At 31.9% G+C, this 22200-nt stretch carries 22 protein-coding genes; 5 read left to right on the top strand and 17 right to left on the bottom strand.

All coding sequences use genetic code 11. The features are described 5' to 3' along the window. Window positions 1-6: 6 nt before the first annotated feature. The 16 genes from LGQ90_RS08710 to LGQ90_RS08635 all read right to left on the bottom strand — a co-directional run bounded on the left by LGQ90_RS08710 (window position 7) and on the right by LGQ90_RS08635 (window position 14921). Entirely contained in the window at window positions 7-1002 is a 996-nt protein-coding gene (locus tag LGQ90_RS08710) for an N-acetylneuraminate synthase family protein (RefSeq protein ID WP_229340180.1), read from the bottom strand. Further along, on the bottom strand, window positions 993-1802 hold the full coding sequence (locus LGQ90_RS08705; RefSeq protein ID WP_229340178.1) for a hypothetical protein: 810 nt from the start codon (window positions 1800-1802) through the stop codon (window positions 993-995). Before LGQ90_RS08705 ends, LGQ90_RS08710 begins: the two co-directional genes overlap by 10 nt. Further along, window positions 1799-2713: an FkbM family methyltransferase gene (locus LGQ90_RS08700; RefSeq protein ID WP_229340176.1), complete on the bottom strand. Its 915-nt coding sequence runs from the start codon at window positions 2711-2713 to the stop codon at window positions 1799-1801. The genes LGQ90_RS08705 and LGQ90_RS08700 overlap by 4 nt, the downstream gene beginning before the upstream one ends. Then, complete coding sequence (locus tag LGQ90_RS08695) at window positions 2710-3645, bottom strand: glycosyltransferase family 2 protein (protein WP_229340175.1); 936 nt, start codon at window positions 3643-3645, stop codon at window positions 2710-2712. Before LGQ90_RS08695 ends, LGQ90_RS08700 begins: the two co-directional genes overlap by 4 nt. Continuing rightward, window positions 3645-4664 carry a glycosyltransferase family 2 protein gene (locus LGQ90_RS08690; RefSeq protein WP_229340173.1) on the bottom strand — a complete coding sequence of 340 codons (1020 nt, stop codon included), beginning with the start codon at window positions 4662-4664 and terminating at the stop codon, window positions 3645-3647. The genes LGQ90_RS08695 and LGQ90_RS08690 overlap by 1 nt, the downstream gene beginning before the upstream one ends. 5 nt (window positions 4665-4669) lie before the next feature. Then, a complete protein-coding gene (locus tag LGQ90_RS08685; protein ID WP_229340171.1) occupies window positions 4670-5611 on the bottom strand; it encodes a glycosyltransferase family 2 protein in 942 nt (313 codons plus the stop codon). Between the two features lie 39 nt (window positions 5612-5650). Continuing rightward, complete coding sequence (locus tag LGQ90_RS08680; protein ID WP_229340169.1) at window positions 5651-6355, bottom strand: glycosyltransferase family 2 protein; 705 nt, start codon at window positions 6353-6355, stop codon at window positions 5651-5653. A 24-nt stretch (window positions 6356-6379) separates the two neighbouring features. Continuing rightward, the gene (locus tag LGQ90_RS08675) at window positions 6380-7282 is read right to left on the bottom strand and encodes a glycosyltransferase family 2 protein (RefSeq protein ID WP_229340167.1); all 903 of its coding nucleotides are present in this window, start codon (window positions 7280-7282) and stop codon (window positions 6380-6382) included. Window positions 7283-7284: 2 nt separating this feature from the next. After that, complete coding sequence (locus tag LGQ90_RS08670; RefSeq protein ID WP_229340165.1) at window positions 7285-8190, bottom strand: glycosyltransferase; 906 nt, start codon at window positions 8188-8190, stop codon at window positions 7285-7287. Continuing rightward, entirely contained in the window at window positions 8187-9083 is an 897-nt protein-coding gene (locus LGQ90_RS08665) for a glycosyltransferase family 2 protein (RefSeq protein ID WP_229340163.1), read from the bottom strand. Before LGQ90_RS08665 ends, LGQ90_RS08670 begins: the two co-directional genes overlap by 4 nt. A gap of 53 nt (window positions 9084-9136) precedes the next feature. Continuing rightward, on the bottom strand, window positions 9137-9943 hold the full coding sequence (locus tag LGQ90_RS08660; protein WP_229340161.1) for a glycosyltransferase family A protein: 807 nt from the start codon (window positions 9941-9943) through the stop codon (window positions 9137-9139). Beyond that, a complete protein-coding gene (locus LGQ90_RS08655; RefSeq protein ID WP_229340159.1) occupies window positions 9940-10848 on the bottom strand; it encodes a glycosyltransferase family 2 protein in 909 nt (302 codons plus the stop codon). Before LGQ90_RS08655 ends, LGQ90_RS08660 begins: the two co-directional genes overlap by 4 nt. A gap of 107 nt (window positions 10849-10955) precedes the next feature. Continuing rightward, entirely contained in the window at window positions 10956-12068 is a 1113-nt protein-coding gene (locus LGQ90_RS08650; protein ID WP_229340156.1) for a glycosyltransferase, read from the bottom strand. Continuing rightward, a complete protein-coding gene (locus LGQ90_RS08645) occupies window positions 12065-12772 on the bottom strand; it encodes a class I SAM-dependent methyltransferase (protein ID WP_229340153.1) in 708 nt (235 codons plus the stop codon). Before LGQ90_RS08645 ends, LGQ90_RS08650 begins: the two co-directional genes overlap by 4 nt. Next, complete coding sequence (locus LGQ90_RS08640) at window positions 12772-13659, bottom strand: class I SAM-dependent methyltransferase (RefSeq protein WP_229340151.1); 888 nt, start codon at window positions 13657-13659, stop codon at window positions 12772-12774. The genes LGQ90_RS08645 and LGQ90_RS08640 overlap by 1 nt, the downstream gene beginning before the upstream one ends. After that, window positions 13659-14921, bottom strand: coding sequence for an ABC transporter ATP-binding protein (locus LGQ90_RS08635; RefSeq protein WP_229340149.1), 1263 nt, complete (start codon window positions 14919-14921; stop codon window positions 13659-13661). Before LGQ90_RS08635 ends, LGQ90_RS08640 begins: the two co-directional genes overlap by 1 nt. 174 nt (window positions 14922-15095) lie before the next feature. Here LGQ90_RS08635 and LGQ90_RS08630 point away from each other — a divergent pair, with 174 nt between their 5' ends. Next, window positions 15096-16028: a class I SAM-dependent methyltransferase gene (locus LGQ90_RS08630; protein WP_229340147.1), complete on the top strand. Its 933-nt coding sequence runs from the start codon at window positions 15096-15098 to the stop codon at window positions 16026-16028. Between the two features lie 8 nt (window positions 16029-16036). Here LGQ90_RS08630 and LGQ90_RS08625 read toward each other — a convergent pair whose 3' ends face one another. Next, complete coding sequence (locus LGQ90_RS08625; protein WP_229340145.1) at window positions 16037-16885, bottom strand: class I SAM-dependent methyltransferase; 849 nt, start codon at window positions 16883-16885, stop codon at window positions 16037-16039. Between the two features lie 138 nt (window positions 16886-17023). On the opposite strand from LGQ90_RS08625, the gene LGQ90_RS08620 reads away from it, so the two are divergent. Genes LGQ90_RS08620 through LGQ90_RS08605 form a run of 4 tightly spaced genes read left to right on the top strand, consistent with a single transcriptional unit; the run spans window position 17024 to window position 22176 of the window. After that, complete coding sequence (locus tag LGQ90_RS08620) at window positions 17024-18439, top strand: hypothetical protein (RefSeq protein WP_229340142.1); 1416 nt, start codon at window positions 17024-17026, stop codon at window positions 18437-18439. Further along, complete coding sequence (locus tag LGQ90_RS08615; protein WP_229340140.1) at window positions 18436-19512, top strand: glycosyltransferase family 4 protein; 1077 nt, start codon at window positions 18436-18438, stop codon at window positions 19510-19512. Before LGQ90_RS08620 ends, LGQ90_RS08615 begins: the two co-directional genes overlap by 4 nt. Further along, window positions 19503-20648 (top strand): glycosyltransferase family 4 protein, encoded by a 1146-nt coding sequence (locus tag LGQ90_RS08610; protein WP_229340137.1) that lies wholly within the window; start codon window positions 19503-19505, stop codon window positions 20646-20648. Before LGQ90_RS08615 ends, LGQ90_RS08610 begins: the two co-directional genes overlap by 10 nt. Then, window positions 20638-22176, top strand: coding sequence for a glycosyltransferase family 2 protein (locus LGQ90_RS08605; protein WP_229340135.1), 1539 nt, complete (start codon window positions 20638-20640; stop codon window positions 22174-22176). The genes LGQ90_RS08610 and LGQ90_RS08605 overlap by 11 nt, the downstream gene beginning before the upstream one ends. Window positions 22177-22200 lie beyond the last annotated feature (24 nt).

Below are 22200 nucleotides of genomic sequence, written 5' to 3'. Positions count from 1 at the left end.
TACATCTCAATGAATATGATCTTCCTTTAGGAAATCCCACTTTTTTAATTCACTCTTTATACTTTTCCCTATTACTTGTTGAAATTGAAAAGCAGGAATTCCATATCCTCTTGGTTTCTTTGATTCCAGATCTTCAAAAGTGATTATATGACCCAATGGTAAATCTTTATTTACTGCCAATGACTTCTCAAAAATTTCCTTTAAATCCAATAAGGAGGAGTTATCATCCTTGTCTACTTTGTGCTGCAGGGCATTTTCTAAATTTCTTATGGAAGATACCAATTGTTTGATTTCATTTAATTCCAGAGAAGAAGAGGCGTCGGGGCCAAACATTTCCCGATTAAATACTGCATGAAATTCAAGAATTTCTGCGCCAAGCGTGATCGCTGCAATACCGGTTTCTAATTTTGCGGAGTGGTCGGAATATCCAATGGGGACTTCGTACCTTTTTTTCATCTCCTTGATTACATTAAGACCATAGTTCTCAGGTACGGTGGGGTAGGAGGTGGTGCATTGCAAAATAGAAAACTCTATATTTTTATTTTTTAAAAATTTTACGGTATCATCCAGTTCCTCAAAAGAGCTCAACCCAGAAGATAGGATAATCGGTTTGCCAGTCCTCGCAATTTTTTCTAGTAATAAAAAATTATTAACCTCACCAGAACCAATTTTATAACGTTTTACGTCAAGTTCTTCAAGAAGGTCAACAGCGGTATTACTGAAAGGGGAAGCCATAAACTCAATATTAACTTTATCACAATGAGTTTTTAATTCCCGCCATTGTTCAGTAGAAAATTCCATACGCTTCCAATAATCATAACGGCTATTCTCCTGTTTGGAAAAATTAATACGGAAAGGCTCATAGATGCTACTTTCAGCTTCAGCGATATGTACTTGAAACTTTACCGCGTCTACGCCAGTTTTTGCAAGGGCATCAATATAAGAATGGGCAATTCCAAGGCTGCCTTCATGTGCCTGTGCTATTTCCGCTATTAGTAACATCCTAATTTGTTTAATTTCATTTTAATTTTTCTAAAATTCTTCTTCATTCTAAGTTTCCACCTGAAATGCGGATCTTTAAATACAACCGGGGAAAAAGAAGACCTTGCAGATTTTGGGATTGTATTTAAAATTTTGTTTATACGTTTTGTATGTTTTTCATTTTGGCCATAAGCTCTGGCATACCAGGTATGGTATAATAATAGATTTCCAGCTGGATCATAGACCGAACTAGTAAAATTGTCATGGGGAAAGTCAGTACTTACATTAAGATATAGAAATTTAAATCCTTTCCTTTTTAACCAGAAATAAAAACAATAATAGGGCTCATATAAACTTTCAATATCGAAATCCATTTTTAGACCTTTCAATTCATCATTGAATTCATTTGGTTCGATATATTGTTGATTTTTAATTTCTCTTCTATTAAAAATTTTTTCAATTTCGGAAAAATGAAGAATAGAAAAAAAAGTATTTATCGCGTAAGGATTAAAAGGTTTATGAGAAATAACTCCACCTTCCCGAACTCCTGCTACTCGATAATCGTTTTCTTTCATGTATTCAATTAATTCAAAAACTTGTTCAGATTTTTGAAAGATCACATCTTCATCTGCCATTATAAGCCATTCAATACCTTTATTTTTTAATTTTTTGAAGGTGTAAAAAATGCTGGCCAGACCATGCATGCCATTTCTTCCATCTATTACGTAATGAGGGATATTATTAGGGAAAAATTGAGAAGTTTTTTGATAAAGATCAAAATTAGAAACGGATGTTATTAAGGCAGTTGTTTCTTTTATCATGTACTGGCTATTTCTTTTTCAGCTCTTAAAATCCCTTTTCTAAGAAAAGGTGGCTGGATATCCTTGTCATAATAAAATATCATATAACCTCTGGGACTACTTAAATAGAAATGATTTTTTTGTAGAATACGAGAAAAACTCATAAAATCTTCCTGTTGGTGATATGTGCAAATGGCTAGCTTTAGTGGTATTTCTTTTTTTAGCGTGCCTCTTAGTCCTTCAATTAATTTAGATTCGTAGCCTTCTATGTCTGCTTTAATAAAAGTAAATTTTTCGTGCTCATAAAAGTCATCGAGTTTTATTTCAAATTCATCAGTTTTATCAGATATTTTTTTTTGAATAATTTCAACCTTGTCTTTCCATGGCTCAAAAGTAGCATTTAAAGGTTCTATCCATTCTGGATCAGATTCAAAAAGAATAATTTTTTGAACGTAATCAATAATCAAAAGGGAGAAGTTACCTTCAGCCGCACCGGCATCCACAACAATATCTGTATTATCAACCTGGAATTTTTTATCTAAGTATCTATGTGGAGAATTCTCATCTTGATCAATAAGTAATCCAATAAATAAACTTTTTATTGCCTGCTCTGACATTCTTCTTTTAAAATATAATTTTTTTTGATAATAATTGACGTATTTCAAATCCTTAATTTCATCATAAAATATTTGAATTTCATTAAAATTATATTTTTTTACAAAACTATATGGAAAGACATGGAGTGGATTTAGCTTTAGAAAATTCAGAATCTCTTTTTCTTCTAATGTCAAATGCTTTCTAGCGCTATAGTAAGTAATTATTTTCCTTCTTAGATCATTTAAAAAAAAGCAATGCTTCCAATGGTTTATTCTTAATGCAAGTCTTTTTTGTACACTCGATGGAAGAATATATTTTAGAAGTTGTTTTTTCATCTTTTTTCCCTGGATGGGTGCCAATAAATTTTTGTATCCGATAAACCAATATAGATATTATATTCTCTTGCGGACAGCTTTTTTCTAAAAGCTATTAACCTAGGTAGGTTAAAGAGAAGATCTTTTCCTGCCAGCAGAAGACTTTTCAGAGCCTGCTTATTACCTTTAAAAACTTTTATTTTTAATTGAATCCAAATAGAGTAGGCTAATTTTCTTGGGATGAACTTTAATGGTAAAAAAAGCAAATACAAGAACCATCCTGCTCTTAAAGAATATCTTAATCTTTGACTATAATCTTTTTCAGTTCTTCTTGCCTTTACGTTCACCCGGTGATGCACTAAAACTTGTGGTAGGTAATGAACTTCCCAGTTTTTTTTAAAAAGATGATAGGAGGCAAAATCCTCTTCACCATAGAAAATAAACCAGTCTGGATAATTGGGGATATCTCTCCAAGCTTTCATACGCCAGGCATGACCGCAACCAACAAAACTTTTGACCCTTATAGGTTTATCCGTCGAATAAGTGACTTCAGGAATTTCCCTGGACCAAAATATCCGGAAAGAGGTCACCGCACAATTATGATTTGCATCAAAATACTTACCTATTTCCAAAAGAGGATGATCACTCAAAAAATTAGCATCATCATCTAGTGAAATAGCAAAGTCTGTTTCAACCATATTTAGTAACCTGTTACGGCTAAAGATTAAGCCCCGGCTTTCAATATTGCATATAACTCTAATTTCAGGATAATTGGCTTTTAAAAAATGAGAAGTCCCATCTGTTGAACCATCATCGCAAATTATTACCGGCATTCCGGCCTTTAATAATAAGCTTAATTTATCAAGTGTTTCTCTTAATTCATCAATACGATCCTTTGTAGAAATAACAAGGGTGATATTTTCAATTTGGGGAATGTGGTTAGTTTTATTCATTAAAAATATTTTCTAACCTCTTTAGGCAAACCTTTATGTTTTAAAAATACCATCCTTATTTTAAAACTCTTTAAAGCTTTATTCATGAGCTTTTCTTTAAATTGAGAAAAAGCACTAGCAGTCTTTTTTGTAAATGGGGTTTCCTTTAAAGTTAATTCTTTCTCTTCTGAATCTAATGTAGAAAATTTTTTTTGCATCCAATCTTCATAAACATTCCCCAAATGATATGCATAATTGTCATAAGTAGTGAAACGGTATAAACCATATTTTAAGGGGAGATCATCCAGAATTTGTTCGCTACCACCGCCCATTTTATAAGGATTATAGAGTGGAAAATCAAAATTAAATAGTTCTCTTCTATATGTTGCAACGGCATGTCCAGAACCTACACAAGCTATATGTCCATTTTCAGCGGTAAGACCTAAAATATAATCTAATTTGGCACGGGAATAATTAGGTTCCCACCCAATACTCTCGTAAAACTTTGCAAGGGCAAACGGATTTTTAACCGGAATAAAACGAAGTTTTTTATTCCAGAAATGCTCCAATAGCAGATTTTCGCTTTTGTTTTGATAAGTAAGGAACTGTGGAATTAAACCTACAACACCTGCTTTTGGAAACGCATTAAAAACTTTTACTGTCTCACTTTGCCAGTTACTCAAGAAAAGCATATCAGCATCGGTAATGGTTACTAAAGGAATATTTTGCCCGGCAACAGCCTTTATTATAGCGTTTAATTTTCCAATGTTTTTCGTGGTGGTTAACTCTTGAATTTCACCTGAGTTTAGTAAGTTTTGTAAATACTCAGAAACTTCATTGCAACTACCATTATCGATAATACTAATAAAAGTTTTAGGATGACTGGTTTTTAAGATGGAACCTATACATAATTTGAGAATTTGAAAAGAGTCTTTAAAATAGTCTTTTTGATGCGGAATATAAACTGGTATAACCACCTGATGGGAAAAAGGTAATGGTTTAGTTTTATTATCTTTATAAGGGTTATAGCCTTGGCGCATCTAAATTATTGGATAAAACTCTTTATTTTTTTTATGATCTTTTTTTTAACCTTCATATATTTCACATATAAATTGTCATTTTTAATTTCTTGTGGAAAAAACCGTTTGTTTTTTTTAATTAGATGCGGATAGGCCTTCTTTAATTCAAAATATACGCTTTCTTTTTTTTTGATTAAATACGTAGATTTTTTGTTAGGATATTTAGTAAAATACAATGCTTCAATAATTTTCCAGCTATTTAGTAAATCCTGAGCTTTTGTCGAAGTATTTAAAATACTTAAATTATCTTTTCTTTCACTTTTATTTCTATATCTAACATATGTATTTTCTGTAAAAAGTATTTTTTCACAATTTAAAATAATCCTAAAAAAAAATTCACCATCATCATTTAGACTTATATTTTCGTTCCAATAGCCCGAATAGCATAGTAGTTCTTTATGAATTAAAAAGCAGTGAGGTGGAAAGAATCCACCAACTTTTCCAATAACTTCAAAATATTCTATTGGAGAACAAAATGTTTTATAATCTGCTTTATTCTCATAAAGCTCCAAAGGATCGGATTTAAAGTTAAATATACCCCATTTACAGGTAGAAATGCATTTTGAAGAATAGGCTGATAATATTTCGAACTGTTCTTTCAATTTATTCGAGGCCAAGATGTCATCTGAATCTAAAAATTGTAAATATTCACCTTTAGACATCGATATTCCAATATTTCTAGATATACTTGCACCTCGATTAATATCTTTGCCTTTATTGATATACCGAAATCTTTTGTCTTCTTCTATGAAATCACAAACGATAGTTTTAGTATTATCTGTGGAATGATCATCAATTATCAAACACTCCCAATTTTTAAAATCTTGATTTCTAACACTTTCTAGTGTCTCAAGAATAAGGTGAGCTCGATTGTAAGTAGGAATAATTATACTTATTGTTGGCTTCATAACTTTTTAATATGAGAACAGTTTAATTATTTTTTTCTATTAATATTTCTTAACTGTTCGCTTCTCCCCAATATGACTTACAAATACTATCTTATTATACTTATAGATTCTTGAATTAATAGAGTTTTCTCTAGCTCTGTCTGAAAAGGTTCTTTCCGTACTTTTATTAGAAAATGGAAGTATTTTTAGTATTGATTTATATTTAACTAGATGAGGGTTAAAACTATAGTATCTTCTTAAATATGCTTCTCCGTTAATTAAATCAGGAGCTTCTTTTTGGGGCTGTTTTCTGTTTAAGATGAGTTGTTCTTTAGATTTTAACTGAGATATAATTAGATCTAGGTTAATTTCATTTAAAAACTCCCAATCATCTTCACAATGAAATATATATTTAGTAAAAACACTTCTATAGATACGATTTAAACTGTAGCCCAGGCCCCTGTTTTTTTTATTTAAAATTATTTTATCAAAATTCATTGACCGAATATACTTTTGAGTTTCATTAGAAACAGGGTTGTCGTCAATGATATACCAATATACTTTTCTTTTAGAGATAAGATTTTTCCTCAGACTGGTGATAGTTTGCACCAAATATTCTTTTCGCCCCGAGCTTGTAATAATAATGGTAACTGCATCTTCAAATTCTTTTTTTTCTAGAATATGATAAATTTTTTGTAAAGTGGTTAAAAAAGTATTGTAAGAAAAATATAGATGGTAGAATCGTTTTATTTGATAAAGTGTCATTTATTTATAATAAAAGTAAAAAAATTATTTTTGGGTTAATTTTTTATGGAAAATTTTATTTTTAAACTTTATAAAAGTCTGACTCTTAAAATATCTAGTATAGGTATATCCAATAATCATTATTTCCCTAAACTCGAAAGATTTTATTTCCTTTAGAAAAGTTTTATATCTCCTTACTATTTGAATTTTTTGATATTGCTGGAATTTAAACAACTTCTTTAAGATTAAATACTCATAGAAACTTTTTGTAGCTACGAGTTTCTCAATATCGTTGTCTGTTCTTCCGGAAATACTTAGAGAAGAAATTCTAATAGAAACAATTGCATCGTTGATAGAATAAATAGGTTTATTATTTGAAAACTCCAACCAAGCTCGATCATCGCTGTGCCAACCTAATGGGTAGTTATGAAACCCATGCATCTTATAGGAGTTTCTGGAAAATATATGTTCAGATAATGAACTTCTAGTCCATCCTTTGAATCTTCTATAATAGGAATCGGTTGCTGCTTCCCAAATAGGATGAAAAAATGGATCGGAATATACAAAAGATTTGTGATTAATTTTGACTGAAGCAAATCTTACAACATTTGCTTTGCCTATAAAAAAATTATATTTCTCATACCATTTTTCGATAACATTCGATTGTAGAACATCATCATCACCTAAAAGCATTATCCATTCTTCATTTCTTGTCATCTCAATACATCTTTCCCATTGTTGAATTAATGAGGTCGATCCCAAATTAGAAGAAAATCTTTTATAAGTAATTCTTAAATTAGTTTTATCTATTAGTTCTAAAGGGTCTTCTGGTGAAGCGTCATCACCTAAATAGATATTAAAGTTTTTATTAGTTTGATTTTCAAGACTTTCTAAAGTTTGATGAAAATAGGCGATTTTAAAATAGGGTATTACGATTGCTAACTTCATAATTACCATTTAATGGTTATTAATTTCCATCTGTGCATGAAAAATCTTCTTGAAAATTTAAAAAAAGTTAAAAATTGAAAATTATAAAGGTGTAACCTAAATAATTTAAACCAATCTTTGAAGGATAAGCTTTTATCCTTTCCTAATTCGGTTTCTAACTCAATAATCAATTTTAATCTCTGACTTCGAGTAAATTTTTTAGATTTGTTATTGATTAAATAAAGTAAAAAGGTTTTGGCTGCAATTGCTTTTTCTCTTTGTTTATATTTTTTATTTGAGATGTTCATAGAAGAGCTTCTAATGTAAACTACAGCATTATTTATAGAATTGATAGTTGAAAAATTTGAGACTTCTAATACCGCAAGGATATCTGAACACCATCCTATTGGAAAATCATGAAAACCTTTTTCTTTTAATACATTTTTATTGAAAACATATTCACTTAATGAACTTCTTCTGTTCCTAAAAAAGAAATCAATTGATGATTCATATTCAGGGTGCTGAAAAACCTTCCAGGTTTCTTTACCATTCGCATCAATAGGTGAACTTGCAAAACGAATAACGTTTGTCATTATTTCAGATTTATTCAACTGCTTATAAAATTGATCAATGACATTATAGCTAAGAACATCATCATCACCTAAAAGCATTATCCATTCTTCATCTCGTGTCATCTCAATACACCTTTCCCAGTGCTTAGCCAGCGAAATGCTTCCTAAGTTGGTATCAAATTTTTTATATTGTAGGTTGCATTTAGACTTATACAAGTTAATCAGTGGATATGGGTCTTCAGGGGAATTGTCATCTCCTATATAAACGTGGAAATCCTTGTTACTTTGATTAGCTAAAGAAGCCAGAGTTTCTTTAAAAAATGTAATTTTAAAGTAGGGGATAACAATGGCAATCATTTCTTTTTATTATATAGATAGGATATTCTGCGAATTGGGTGGTTGCGGTTTATGCTTTTAAATAGTTTCCATCTAACAGAAGAATTTAAGTGCCAAAAAACTCTTTTATAACATAGCTTTTCTAATAATTCTTTTTCATTAATTCCTTTGCTTTGATTCAATTGAGTGGCCTGATCTTGATGTATTCTGAAACTTATCAATTGATCTTCTAAAAAACCTACTTTATATCTTTTCATTATTCGTAGCCAGTACTCCACGTCTAATGCCTGTTGTAAACTCTCCTCAAAATATCCAAGTCGGTTAAAACATTCCGTTCTAATTAAAACTGCAGATGGTTCACCAATTTTATTTTGTGGAAAACTTAAAATATGGTTGTCCCTCAATAATTTTTTACCACTGATAATATCATTATCTCTAAAAATGATACTCTTCCAATGAACATGTAATTCTTTATGATATTTGAGCCATGCGTTGAACTTACTCTTTTCTTGTTCAAACAAGAAATTTCTTCTACAAAAAACAAGACCTACCTGTTTATCTTTTTCTGCTAGTAAAACTAATTTTTCAACGCATTCAGGGAGTAAAATATCATCTTGAAAAAGAAATTTAATATATTTCCCATTCGCTCTTTTTACACAGTTATTCCAGTTTGATCCAATTCCTTTGGGCGTATGGTGGTAAATATAAACTGGAGAATGAAATCTTTTCTTAAATTCTAAAATAATCTTCATTGTTTGATCTTTAGAATTGTCATCGCTAAAAATAACTTCTAAATTTTCATAAGATTGTTTTTGAACTGATTCTAATGCCTCTTTTAGATATTTATCACCATTGTATGTTGGTATGCAAATGGAAACTAGTGGTGCATGTTTTGAGGTTGAATTCTTTCTCATGGAAGGATTAAAATGGAAGTGAAGAAAAAAATATAAACAATAATTTTACAATCTTATTTAAAAAAAGTAAAATTCAGAATCCTTTTAAATAAGCAATTTAAAAGAAATTTTTCACTTTTAAGAAGGTATTCTAAATCTTGTAATTCCTGTACTATCGCATTATAGTTGGAGATAAAAAACCTGGGGTGTTTTTTAAGGACATAATTTTCAGTCCAAAGGATTTCTTCTGCTGTGATAGCTTTAGACATTGATATTTTTTTAATTCTATAGTAAATTCCTCTAATTTGAAGTTTTTTTACATTACCACCATTTTGAAGGATTGCAATCCAAAACTCCCAGTCTTCTAAACCATATATTAAGTTAGGATCATATCCTCCAACCTTTTTCCACTCATTTTTTTTAAAGAGTGCTGAACAAATAATCATGTTTTGCCTTGCTAATGTAATCCTGGAAAAATCTGGAACACTGAGTAAACCTGTTTCCTCTCCGAACTTTTCTACTTCGGGATACACTAGCTTTAATTCTGGATCTTCCATAAAAGATTTTACAGCCGAATTTATATAATCAGAACTAACCATGTCATCTGCATCCAATGGCAAAATATATTCACCAGAAGCTTTTTCAATACCATTATTCCTGGCCGTACTTAAACCTGCATTTTTTTGAAAAAGATATTGGAATCGATCATCTTTTTTTAACCATTTTGCAGCTATAATTTCTGTTTTATCAGAACTCCCATCATTAACAATAATACATTCCCAATTAGAATACTTTTGATTTAACACAGATTCCAGTGCATCATCGAGATATTTAGCTTGATTATAACACGGGACAATTATTGAAACTAACGGGGTATTCATATTTTTCTCAATGTTATATACACTAAACCTTTAAGAATAGAAAATGGTCTGTAAAATGGAGCAGCTATAAAGGATTGATATAGGAAATAAAATTTTGAACAATAATTCTTAGAGTTCTTAAATGTCTCAAAACGATTAAGGTAATAATCTGACTTATATTTTTTTATTGCTTTTGAAGTAAAGTTATCAATATCTGAATTTAATTTCTTCCTTCTTTTATATGCATCTAATATTGCCCTAAAATGCCAGTAATGTGCTTTGTATTTATTTTGACCTAGAGAAATATTATGTGAATGATTTCTATATATATATAAATACTGATTAATAAAAACATGGTTGCCTTGTTCTTCCATTTTATAATAAAGATCCTGATCTACAGCTCTTTTATAATTCTTATTAATACCTATTGTTTTATTATATGCTGCTTTTTTAAATGAAGCAAAGTGCGTCATAGCCCCTTTACCGTAGGTTAAATATGACATTCCTGAAGGGATTTCATTGCCATGAGAACATTCCCCAACAATTTCCATGTCTTTATTGGCTATGATATATTTTGAAGTAACAATAGCTATCTTAGGAGATTTTTGATGAGTTTCGACCATTAATTTTAAGGAGTCTTTTTTTAAGGCATCATCAGAATCAAGAAAACCGCATATTATTCCATTCGCCAGATCTACACATCTATTTTTCGTATAACCGCATCCTTGATTTTTTTTATTAGTGTAAAATTGAAATCTTGGGTCATTTCCAATAAGATGTTTTATTTTTTCGACAGAGTTGTCTGTAGAGCAATCATCAATAATGATGACTTCCCAATTATTATAGGTTTGATCTATAATACTTCTATAACAATCTTTAAAGAAGGCGCCATTATTAAAATTTGCAATAAGTATTGAAAATTTCATCTACTCCAATTTATGATATTAAAGTTTGATTAGATTTTTTAAAATACGGTCAGGTTTTTCTACCACAACCCAGGCTTTAAATTAATTGACTAATAAATATTCAAAAATTAATTCATTCTGAATTTTACAGCAGAATTTATAAGATGGTTGATTTTTTCTAAATGCTTTTCAATGGAGTAATTTTCATAAACATTCTTTTTTCCTTTCCTACCCATTTCTTTTGCTAATTCTAAGTTGTCTAAAAGTACTTTCATTTTTTGAGCCATTGAATCAACATCATGTTCTTTTACAAGTAAACCTGTAGTTCCATTTATAATAATATCGGGTATCCCAGCATGAATTGTAGAAATTACAGGTAAACCCGCGCCACTAGCTTCAAGTATTGCTACTGGTGTGCCTTCAGAATCACCATTTTCTGCAGTAATGGAATGTTGTAAAAATGCTAATGAATTTTCTAAATATTTTCTATAATTTTCAGGTGTTATAATACCAGGAAAAGAAACACTACTTTCCATTCCCAGATACTGCGCTATATTTTTACAGGTATTAATTAATACACCATCTCCAGCCATTACAAGTTTTGCTTCTGGATAGTTGTTTAAAATCTTAGAGAATGCTAATAATGTATAATAAGGCGCTTTTTTGTCTACAAACCTACCGACAGATATAAACTGCTGGTTTGTAAATTTTGGAGAGATATCCAGAAATTTATCATGAGGACCACATGGGTTATAGATAATTTTTTCTTCACGACATCCCATATTTAGTATATCATCATGCATTTTTTTTGAGACAACTATGATATAGCTGGAATAATCAAAAACCTCCTTATAGTTATTGTATCTTTTAATTATATCTTTACGGGATGCATCGTAACCATGAAAATGCACGATTAAAGGCAAATTTAGCTGTTTTATAGCCGGTAGATGAATTGCGGCGGTTACTCCATACTCCGCCAATACTACTTGAATATTATTTTTTTTAAATGATTTTATTAATAGTTGCTCTTGAAGATATGAATAAGGTTTTTTGAATAGCTTTCGTTTTACTTTCAAAATTGTTGTTTTAGGCATGTTTGGAAGCGGACCCTCACCTTCTAAATGCAAGAATGATTTATCACCGTAATAGTAAAAAATATTCCCTTCCAACCTTTTGTGAGCTTGGATAAAAGTTTCAGAATATGCATTCTGTGAAGGTGAAATTATTGCAGTATTTATCATACCTTTTTCTTTGCTGTTCCCGTGAGTCCGGTTATCATTTGACCTTCTGTAAACTCTATATTTTTAGGTTGGTCCATTTTTATCAAATAGCGTATTACAGGTTTTAAAAAATAAGAAAGTATTTTTCGCTTAATAGAAGTCATGGGGCTTCTTCTTGCCCACAGTCCTAGCATTTGGGCCATTGAGGCATGCCAGCCTCCTGTGGCTTTAATTTCTATATCTTCAAAACCAGCATTCATTAAATGACGTTTCAGTGAAAAAGGGGTGTATCGATATTCATCATGAGGTACTTCATGTAAATTCCATAAAAATGGAACTGTAAAAAAAAATATACTATCTGTTTTAAGGATACGATATATTTCCTTTAAAACAACTTCCGGCTCCGGACAGTGTTCCAACACTTCCGTAGCTAAAGCACAGTCAAAAGAATTTGAATCAAAAGGCATCGTTATGCCATCCCAGTAAAAATCAGGTTTTATATTTTCATCATAATTAATTGCGGTTTCTATATCCAATCCAATATAAGCTTCAACTTGAGAATTCTTAAGGATATAATTTTTATAAGGCATCTTTCCACAGCCAATATCAATTAATTCCCCTGTAAGCTTTGAAGAAATTAGTTCTATATTCTCAAGGATACTCTTTCTAATAAAATACCTGTCTAAATTAGAAACCGTTAAATTAACATTAGTAAAATTCTCCATTATTTTTTCGTGAATACGGCTAAAACATTTCTACCTTTAATTAATCGGCATAAAATTTTCTTCAATAATTTTGGAAATAATTTTCTGGTAATGTTAACAAGCTTTCTATAATAAAAATTTTGTTTATTAGATAATAGATGGTTTATAAATTGATCATATGATTCTTCTAATGGTTCAAACTCTATTACCTCCAATTCTAATGGAAAAACTTTTTCTAAAGATTTTAATGATTTTTTGTTCCATAAACCGGCATGGTGTGGGGGTAGGTTCAATGTATGGTGTTTGTCATTGATGAATAAATAAGGATTGTTATTAGGAACGCCAATTATAAGTTTGCCGCCTTTCTTGAGCGAATTTAAGGCGTCAGTAATAAAACTGTTTACTTTTGGGACATGCTCCAGAACCTGAAACATAACAACAGCATCATATTTATTAGGATTTTCTTTCGATTCTTCCCCAATCAATTTGTTTTCAATTGTATAAGGTGAATTATTATTTTCTATTGCTTGAGGATTTAACTCTAACCCCTTTCCATTAATTTTATTTTCTGCTAATAAGGATAAATAGATTCCAAATCCCGAACCTATCTCCAATACATTTTCTTTATTTTTTAAATATGCTAAAGACTGAAGATGTTCCCATCGTGTTGAATAGTAATTTTTTCTAACTTTTGATAATTCTGAGTAGAAATGAGCATCCCCAATTGAGGTATATGGATAATAAAACCTATATCCGGTAGATTTACACTTATAAAGAGAAAGGCTTTTAGTACTAAAAAAGTGATTTACATTTAATCCCAATTCCCTATAGGAATTAATAATACTTTCAGTATTAAATTCTTCTATAAGTACTGCATCGTTAGATTTTAAACTGACGGGGCTTACCATTACTTAGATATATTTAAAATTTGCCAATTCGTGGAGTTTTCTTTATATACCGCAGAACCGGTGGCCCAGTAGACCGGACGTTTATTGCTATTAATAACTTCAAATTTACATATTTCATTTAAAGAATCTATTAAAATACCTGATTTGTAATCTGAAAAAAACACGTTCAGTTTGTAAAAACCTTGGTACAGTTTTAATTGATTAATAGTGGAAATTAACTTAAAGGTACCTTGATCTTGACAAAATTCTTTTTCTTCATTTAAAATTAATTCATGAACAATCGGTTGGTTATCATTATTCAAAATTTGATATGAAACCGCTGGGTTTCTTATTGTCGAATTTGAATATATTTCAATTTCTATTTTAATTGTTTCAAGGAAGTCATGTATTCCATTTTTATAACTGGTTCTTACAAATACATTTTTTATAAAGGCACTAGAGTTATTTTGAAAGCTTGTAAAGTGCCACTTTTGTTCAATATCATCATTGAGATAATTCTCTACACATTTTCTGATATTTCCATTGTAAGATATGCTACCATTTTTTAGAACTAATCCACTAGTACATAAACTTTTTATACTAGCCATATTATGACTTACAAATAACACTGTTCTACCTTCGCCAATAGACAGATCCTGCATTTTACCGATGGCTTTTTTTTGGAATTCGGCATCTCCTACGGCGAGTACTTCATCTACCACTAAAATTTCAGGCTCTAAATGTGCGGCAACGGCAAAACCCAGGCGAACTGTCATCCCGCTACTATACCGCTTTACCGGGGTGTCTATATATTTTTCGCAACCGGAAAAAGCGATGATCTCATCCAGCTTATTTTTGATCTCCGTTTTTGTCATCCCAAGTACCGCTCCGTTCATAAAGATATTTTCCCGGCCGGTTAACTCGCCATGAAAACCGGTACCAACTTCTAAAAGGGAAGCGATTCGTCCTTTTGTTTTTATACTCCCGGTAGTGGGTGAAGTAACCCGGGACAATATTTTTAATAAGGTAGATTTACCGGCTCCGTTCTTTCCAATGATCCCAAGAACTTCACCATGCTTAACCTCAAAATTAATGTCTTTTAAAGCCCACACATAGTCTTCACTGGCTTTGCTGGAGCGGTCATTTACTGCACCTACTTTTAAGAAAGGATCTTCTTTGCCTCTAATCCCGGCCCACCAACGCTGTGCATCGTGCTTTAAGGTGCCCGTGCCTACTGTCCCCAGTCGATATTGTTTGGAAATATTTTCGGCCTTTAAGATCATTCTAGATTTTTATTTTTTAGCAATTGAAAAAGATAATGATTTTAGATGCAAGAAAACTATTAATTTTCGAGTAGCAAAAGATAATGGGGTTTAGGAATAAAAGTTATTAGGTTATGATTTAAAATTCGATGAAAAAATCTTTATTTGTTAAAAGGTCATAAAATTAACTTTTTGTTGAAAAATATCATGATGATTAAGTTTAAAAAACATGTAAAGAAGAAAATAAAAAGAACGACTATTTATAAGAACTATATGTTATGGAAGGAAGGAAAGAAGCATTCTGAAAATTCTTGTCATCTTCCAGGACACTTTTATTCTCCTATTATATTAAAAAGCGAAATAGTAAAATATCAGGATAAAATCTGGAATTCTAGTGTTAATTTGAACGGAATAGATTTGGAGGAAGATAACCAGATTAAATTACTGGACAAATTTATAGAATTTTATGAGGAGATGCCTTTTACTACATCAAAATTAGAAGGATTAGAATATTATTTTGATAATGGGTTTTATTCTTATACTGATGGAATCATACTATATTCAATGATGAGGTATTTGAAACCTAAAAGTATAATTGAAGTTGGTTCAGGTTTTTCTTCAGCTCTTATGATCGATGTAAACAGAATATTCTTTGATAGTAAAATTCAAATCAACTTTATTGAGCCATATCCTGAAAGACTCAAATCCTTAATTTCAGATAAAAAAAGGGAGAACGTACATTTACAAGAGATGAATGTACAACTTATACCTTTAGATGCATTTAAGAATTTAGAGCAAGGAGATATTCTTTTTATTGATAGTTCTCATGTCGTTAAAACGGGTAGTGACGTGAATTATATTATAAGTGAAATTCTCCCCATTTTGAAAGATGGAGTTTACATTCATTTTCATGATATTTTCTATCCATTTGAATATCCCAGGGAATGGGTTCTTGAGGGTAGAAATTGGAATGAAATTTATTTTTTAAAATCTTTTCTCATGTATAACAAAAATTTTAAAATTCGTTTTTTTTCACACTATCTTCATCTCCATCATAAAGACGCCTTTTTAAGAATGCCTTTAAGCTATAAAAATTTTGGAGGTAATTTATGGTTGGAAAAAGTTTGATATTAATTTTAAAGTTTATTGCGGTATATTATTAATTGACTTCTTGCAAACGCAATGTTAAGGATACTAGGTAAAAACCGCTCATTTTTTAAAGCCCATCTTCGATACCTTGAATTGAATCGGTTTCCAGGAATTATTCTATGAAATCTTTCTAAGGTGCCTACAGGAATAATTTCAGTTTCTTTAAAGAACTTTCGGCCTACATTCTCAAAATGCCTGGAATTTAAGGACCTGTCTGGATGAACATCCTGCTCTTTCCATATTCTAAATGCCTTTTTATTAAATTTTGATGGCCTACCGGGTACGGGAATATGCCACCTTAGCTCGTCCAGTATTTTACTATTTACGGCCGGTTCAAAAAAACGCGCTTCCCCTTCAGCTTTAAGAAGTCTGGCAGTTTCCTTAATAAAAGATTTTTCAACCGGTATGGTTAAATGGTGTAAAAAAGCCTTGCCAATAACAAAATCAAAGCTACCCGATGCCAGAGAATTTTCTAAAAAATCACCTTCGATAAAACGAATTGGATGTTTAAAATCATAATTGTTATTTAGCTTATTAACAATGATTCCGCTCGCAGAAGCAATATCATTAGCATATACTTCCGCTCCAAGTGCTGCCATAACAGCAGCATTCGAGCAATCTCCACAACCCATCTCAAGGACCTTTTTTCCTTTCAAACATTTTTGGAAGTTATATTTGTAAAGTCCGTTCCAGGTAGTATTTGTACTGATAATTCGTGGAAGAACTTCCTCTAAATTTTTTATCCAGTAAAGAATTCCTTCTATATCATAATTATCATAAAGCTTTTCATAATAGTCTTTATTTTTATCCTGGTTTAATTGTGAATCGGTTGTCATACTAATAGCTATAATCCAAGGGCAATATAGAAAAGTTTCAATTAACTGCTTTCATCTAAAGAATGGAAAACAATAGTTTTAATTCTAAGAAGGTAAAGTTAATATTTCTACTATTTTTGCTTTAACACCTGCCAAAAAATGAAGGAAAAAAACTCAGGAAAACTCGGTTTGGTAATTACAGATGGCGTTGGTTATAGAAATTTTATTTTAAGTAATTTTCTTGCTGAGGCAGTCAAAAATTTTGAAGAAGTAATTATTTATTCCGGTTTACCAGAAAAAGTATATAGTCACAATAGTTATAATAATTTAAAAATAACTGAGCTACCGGTGTATGTTGAGCCATTCCAAACCTGGTTTTGGAGAAAATTCAAAGAAGTAGCACATTTACAACTACACAAAGATTATTTCGGAATTAATGATAATTTAAAAGCTAATAAGTCAAATAGCGAATCTAACCGGGGTAAGGCAATCCGTCTTATTTACAGGATCACAAATTTATTTCATTCTGAAAAATTTATCAGGATTCTGGAAAAGAGACAACAGAGATCTTTGAGAAATCATAAGGTTACCAAAGAATGCTTAGGCATTTTAAAGAATAATGAGCCAGGACTTCTTTTTTTTACCCATCAGCGTCCCCCATATGTAGTACCTTTAGTTGCTGCAGCTCAGAATCTTGGGATCAAAACCAGTTCTTTTATTTTTAGTTGGGATAACCTGGCTTCAAAAGGTCGTATGGCTGCGGGATTTAATTTTTACCTGGTATGGAGTGATCTAATGAAAGAAGAGTTGATTCATTTCTACCCAGCTACAAAGGCAGACGATGTGGAGGTTGTAGGTACCCCACAATTTGAACCATATATAATGCCCGAATATGAATCAACTAAAAATGATTTCTTTAAGAAATTTGAATTAGACCCCACAAAAAAAACTATTTGTTATAGCTGCGGAGATGTTTCTACCAGCCAGAATGACGCGCTTTATATTGAAGCCATAGCTTCAGCGATACAGGCAGACAAAGTTTCTGAGGAAGTGAATTTCATTGTGCGTACTTCACCTGCTGAAGAGCCTGAAAGATTTCTTTATTTAAAAGAAAAATATCCATTTATAAGCTGGAATTTCCCCGATTGGTTTGTTGCCAGGGAAGAACATCCTGAACCATGGTCACAACGTATTCCCAGAGTTCAGGATATTAAAGATCTAAGAGCACTTCTGGAATACACAGACCTGAACCTTAATATGTGTTCTACCATGAGCCTTGATTTTATGTTGTTCAATAAGCCGGTTATCAATCCGGTTTTTGGAAACGAAGAAAATGGGCTATATAATGACCAGCGTTTTCTTAAGTTTGGTCATTATGAGAAAGTAGTGCAAAGTGGAGCTGTTCAAATTTCAAAAAATAAAGCGGAACTTATTGAAGCGATCAATACCTATCTTATGGATCCGCATCTTAATAAAGCTAACCGAATGAAGTTGCTGGATCTTCAAATAGGTAAGAGTCTGGAAGGAACCAGTATGCGAATTGTAAAAAAATTAAAGAAGATAATAGAGGTTTGAGTAGTGAGCAACATATCGCCGTAGTTTGTAATTATGAATTAAAACCTGACCGAATAGGGGGAATGGACAGGTTCTTTAGAGCTTACGATAAAGAACTCAAAAGAAAAGGATGTTATGTAAAGTGGTTTTTCGCGGGGAATAATCATCCTGATTTTCATTCAGACTTAGATGTAAGTCTAGCGGGAACCGAAGCTTTGGAAAGCTTTTTTACTAAACATTTACACTTGAAAAAAGATTACTCAGTTGTAGTAACCCATTTTATTGCATTATGTACGCCCTTCTTTAAAAAGATTAAAGAAAGAACACCAGCATATATTATTGCTGTAGATCATAATCCGCGCCCTTTGGAAGGTTTCTCCCAAAAAAAACGTCTTAAAAACAAAGTAAGAGGAATGCTCTACGCCTCTTATATAGATCATTTTGCAGGAGTCTCCCAATATACTGCCGATGCCATCATTAAGGATTATGGAAAAGCCTTAATGAAAAAGACAAGTGTTGTTTATAATGGAATAGATTTCAAGTGCTATAAAAAAAGGGAACAGATAAATCATGGAAGGTTTATAGTCGCCTCACATTTGCGTAAATCAAAAGGTATTTCAGACCTGATTATGGCTGTTGGGAGGTTGCCTGACGGTATTAAAGAGAAAATGAAAATTGATGTATATGGAGAAGGGCCATTAGAAAATGAACTAAAAGAACAGGTGGTTTTTAATAACTTAAATGGTATAATAGAACTACGAGGTAGCACTTCGCGACTACCAGAATTATTTCAAAATTATTCCTTTTTAATTCAACCCACCTATATGGAATGTTTTAGTCTGTCTATTCTAGAAAGCCTGGCATCTAATGTTCCCGTTATTACCACTCCGGTTGGAGGTAACCTGGAGATCATCAATGACAATATGAATGGCTATATATTCGAGCCAAAAAATACAGAACAGTTAATTGTTATTTTACAGGATATAATGACAGGAAAAAAAGAGATAAGCCAGCCAGTACACAATTTGATAGAAAAGAGATTCAATTTAGAGGAAATGTTATCTAATCACTTAAAACTGCTTCCATGCATTTAGGCTTTCTCACTCCAGAATATCCCCACGTTCGCACTAATGCCGCCGCAGGAATAGGAACAAGTATCAAAAATATGGTAGAATCTTTGGTTAAGAAGGGGGTTAGGGTTTCTTTGTTTATATACGGCCAGGAAGATGATGATGTTTTTGAGGAAAATGGAATTAAATTTCATCTAATAAAGCAGCGCAGGTTTCGATTGATGGGATGGTACCTTTATAGAAAATTTCTTCAGAATTATCTAAACAAATATATTACAATTGAGAAGATAGATGCAATCGAAGCTCCAGATTGGACAGGTATTACGGCCTTTATGAAAATTCGTTGTTCTCTGGTTATAAGAATGAACGGTAGCGATGCTTATTTTTGTCATCTCGAGCAAAGAGAACAGAAAAGAAAAAATTTCTGGTTTGAAAAAAATGCTCTAAAGGGTGCAGATCACTTAATCTCTGTAAGTAAGTTTACAGCAGAGAAAACCAGAGAAATTTTTAGGTTGAAAAAAGAGATAGTGGTTATTCCGAACTCTGTTAATACTCTATTTTTTAAGCCTATAACTGATGATATTAAAAAAAATAGGATACTTTATTTTGGAAGTATCATTAGGAAAAAGGGAGTTATTGAGCTGGCCGAAATTTTTAATATCGTAAATAAAGTTATACCCGAAGCTGAATTGGTATTTGCAGGAAAAGATGTGGTCGATAAAAAAACCTCGAATTCAACTATAAACATTATTAAACAAATACTTTCTCCTGAAGCTATAGCGAAAGTAAAATTTTTAGGTGAAATATCTTACCATGATGTTCTTAACCAGGTGGATAGCGCCGGAGTAGTAGTTTTGCCGAGTTTTGCAGAAGCCTTACCCATGACCTGGCTGGAGGCAATGGCAATGGAAAAACCACTTGTTACTTCTGATATTGGATGGGCCAAAGAAGTAATAATCAATGGAGAAACAGGTTTTGCAGTAGATCCCAAAGATCATAATAAGTATGCAGATAAGATTTTTGAGCTACTAAAAAATGAAGATTTGAGCAGATTGATGGGGAAAGCAGCTAGAGAAAGAGTTAAAGAATTATTTTCTGCTGAAGTGGTTGCTTCACAAAATATTGAATTCTATAAAAAAATACTTAGTAATGGATCTTAAGGAATATAAGGCCAGTAACGGAAATACCCTGCTATACCGTGGTGATCCTCAATTAGAAATGCTTGATGAACTGGCTAAAGGACCAGGCGATTTGTGGCATAGTTCCCTCGACCAGGGGTTTAAAGACATCTTCCCTGAACTGGTATATCAAATCGCTGTTTTTTGGTGGTTCTTAAATGATATCACGCATCTAAAAATCGCAGTTAATTGGAGAATAAATCCAAAACAATTTGTAGTAAGAAAAGAAGTGTGGGAGCTTTTTGACGGGTTTCCAGAGAATTATAGGTCAGAGGTTATGCCTGCATTAGATATGGGATTTCGAATGCTGCGATATGGAGGTGGTATTCCATTATATGTAAAAGGCCTTTACCCTGCATATAACGAATTCGTAGAAATTTCAGCTTTTGATAGATATATGTTCTTTAAAAAGAATTTTAAAAGAGAACATGCTTTAAACATGTTGTTGAAAGAAGGTTTAAAACATCCATTCAAAGAGATTAATGCATATCTAAATGTAAAGAATGCCGAATCGCTGAATAATGTATTTCCAATAGTTCCCCCCAGGAAATTAGCAGAAATTGAGGGTAAGCCTGAAATTAGCGTAATAATCCCCACTATGTTACGGCAGAATTATACTTTACAGCTTTTGCATGACTATGATAAACAGGAATACCCTGTAAAAGAAATCATTGTTGTAGATGCTACACCAGAGGAGGACAGGAAGGACGATATCTATACTAAAAATAGATTTTCTTTTGACCTTAAAATATTTTGGCAAAAAAGTAAGGGTAGTTGTAAGGCTAGAAATGAAGCTATACAAAGGTGCCAGGGAGATTATATAATTTTTGCTGATGATGATACACGAATACCTACAGATTTTACAAAAAACCACATTAAACTAATTCAAACCTACAAGGCAAACGCTACCAATGGATTGGATATCATGGCTAATAAGCATACAGATGGACTTCAAGAACTAGAAAAAGCCTTAATTAGTCTAGGTGAAAATCGTTGGAAGGTAGGAGCTGCACAGACTTTTAGCAATGCTAATTCATGTGTTAAAAAGGACTGGGTAGAAAGGCTAGGTGGGAATGATGTGAATTTTGATGGCGGTTATGGAGAGGATAGCGATTTTGGTTTTTCCTTATTCCATGAAGGAGCAATGGTAGTATTTAATCCTTTTTCGGCTAATCTGCATCTGAAACCACCATCAGGTGGTTATCGGCATTGGGGAATCCAATCTAAGCTCTTAGGGAAAAAAAGAAATAAACAGGCCTGGGAATTAGACAGGCCGGTACGTTATATTAGACCCGTGCCAAGTCCTACAATTCTTTACGGTATAATAAAGCGTTTTAACTCAAGTCAGATAAAGGAATATCGATCAAAATACTTTTTTTTATATCTTTTCAAAAATCCACGGCGTAGCTTTTTATTAAGGGTGTTTAAAATGCCCTTTAAGATATTACAATTCAATCGCTCAATGTTATATGCACAGAACCTTAATAAAAGGGGGGTGAGATATGAATAATTTCAAAAGAATACCATTCCCTAC

This window comes from Christiangramia sediminis, from assembly GCF_020552705.1.
GTDB classification, from domain to species: domain Bacteria; phylum Bacteroidota; class Bacteroidia; order Flavobacteriales; family Flavobacteriaceae; genus Christiangramia; species Christiangramia sediminis.
The sequence above is the reverse complement of the archived record's forward strand: the minus strand, read 5'-3'. Positions and strand labels throughout refer to the sequence as shown.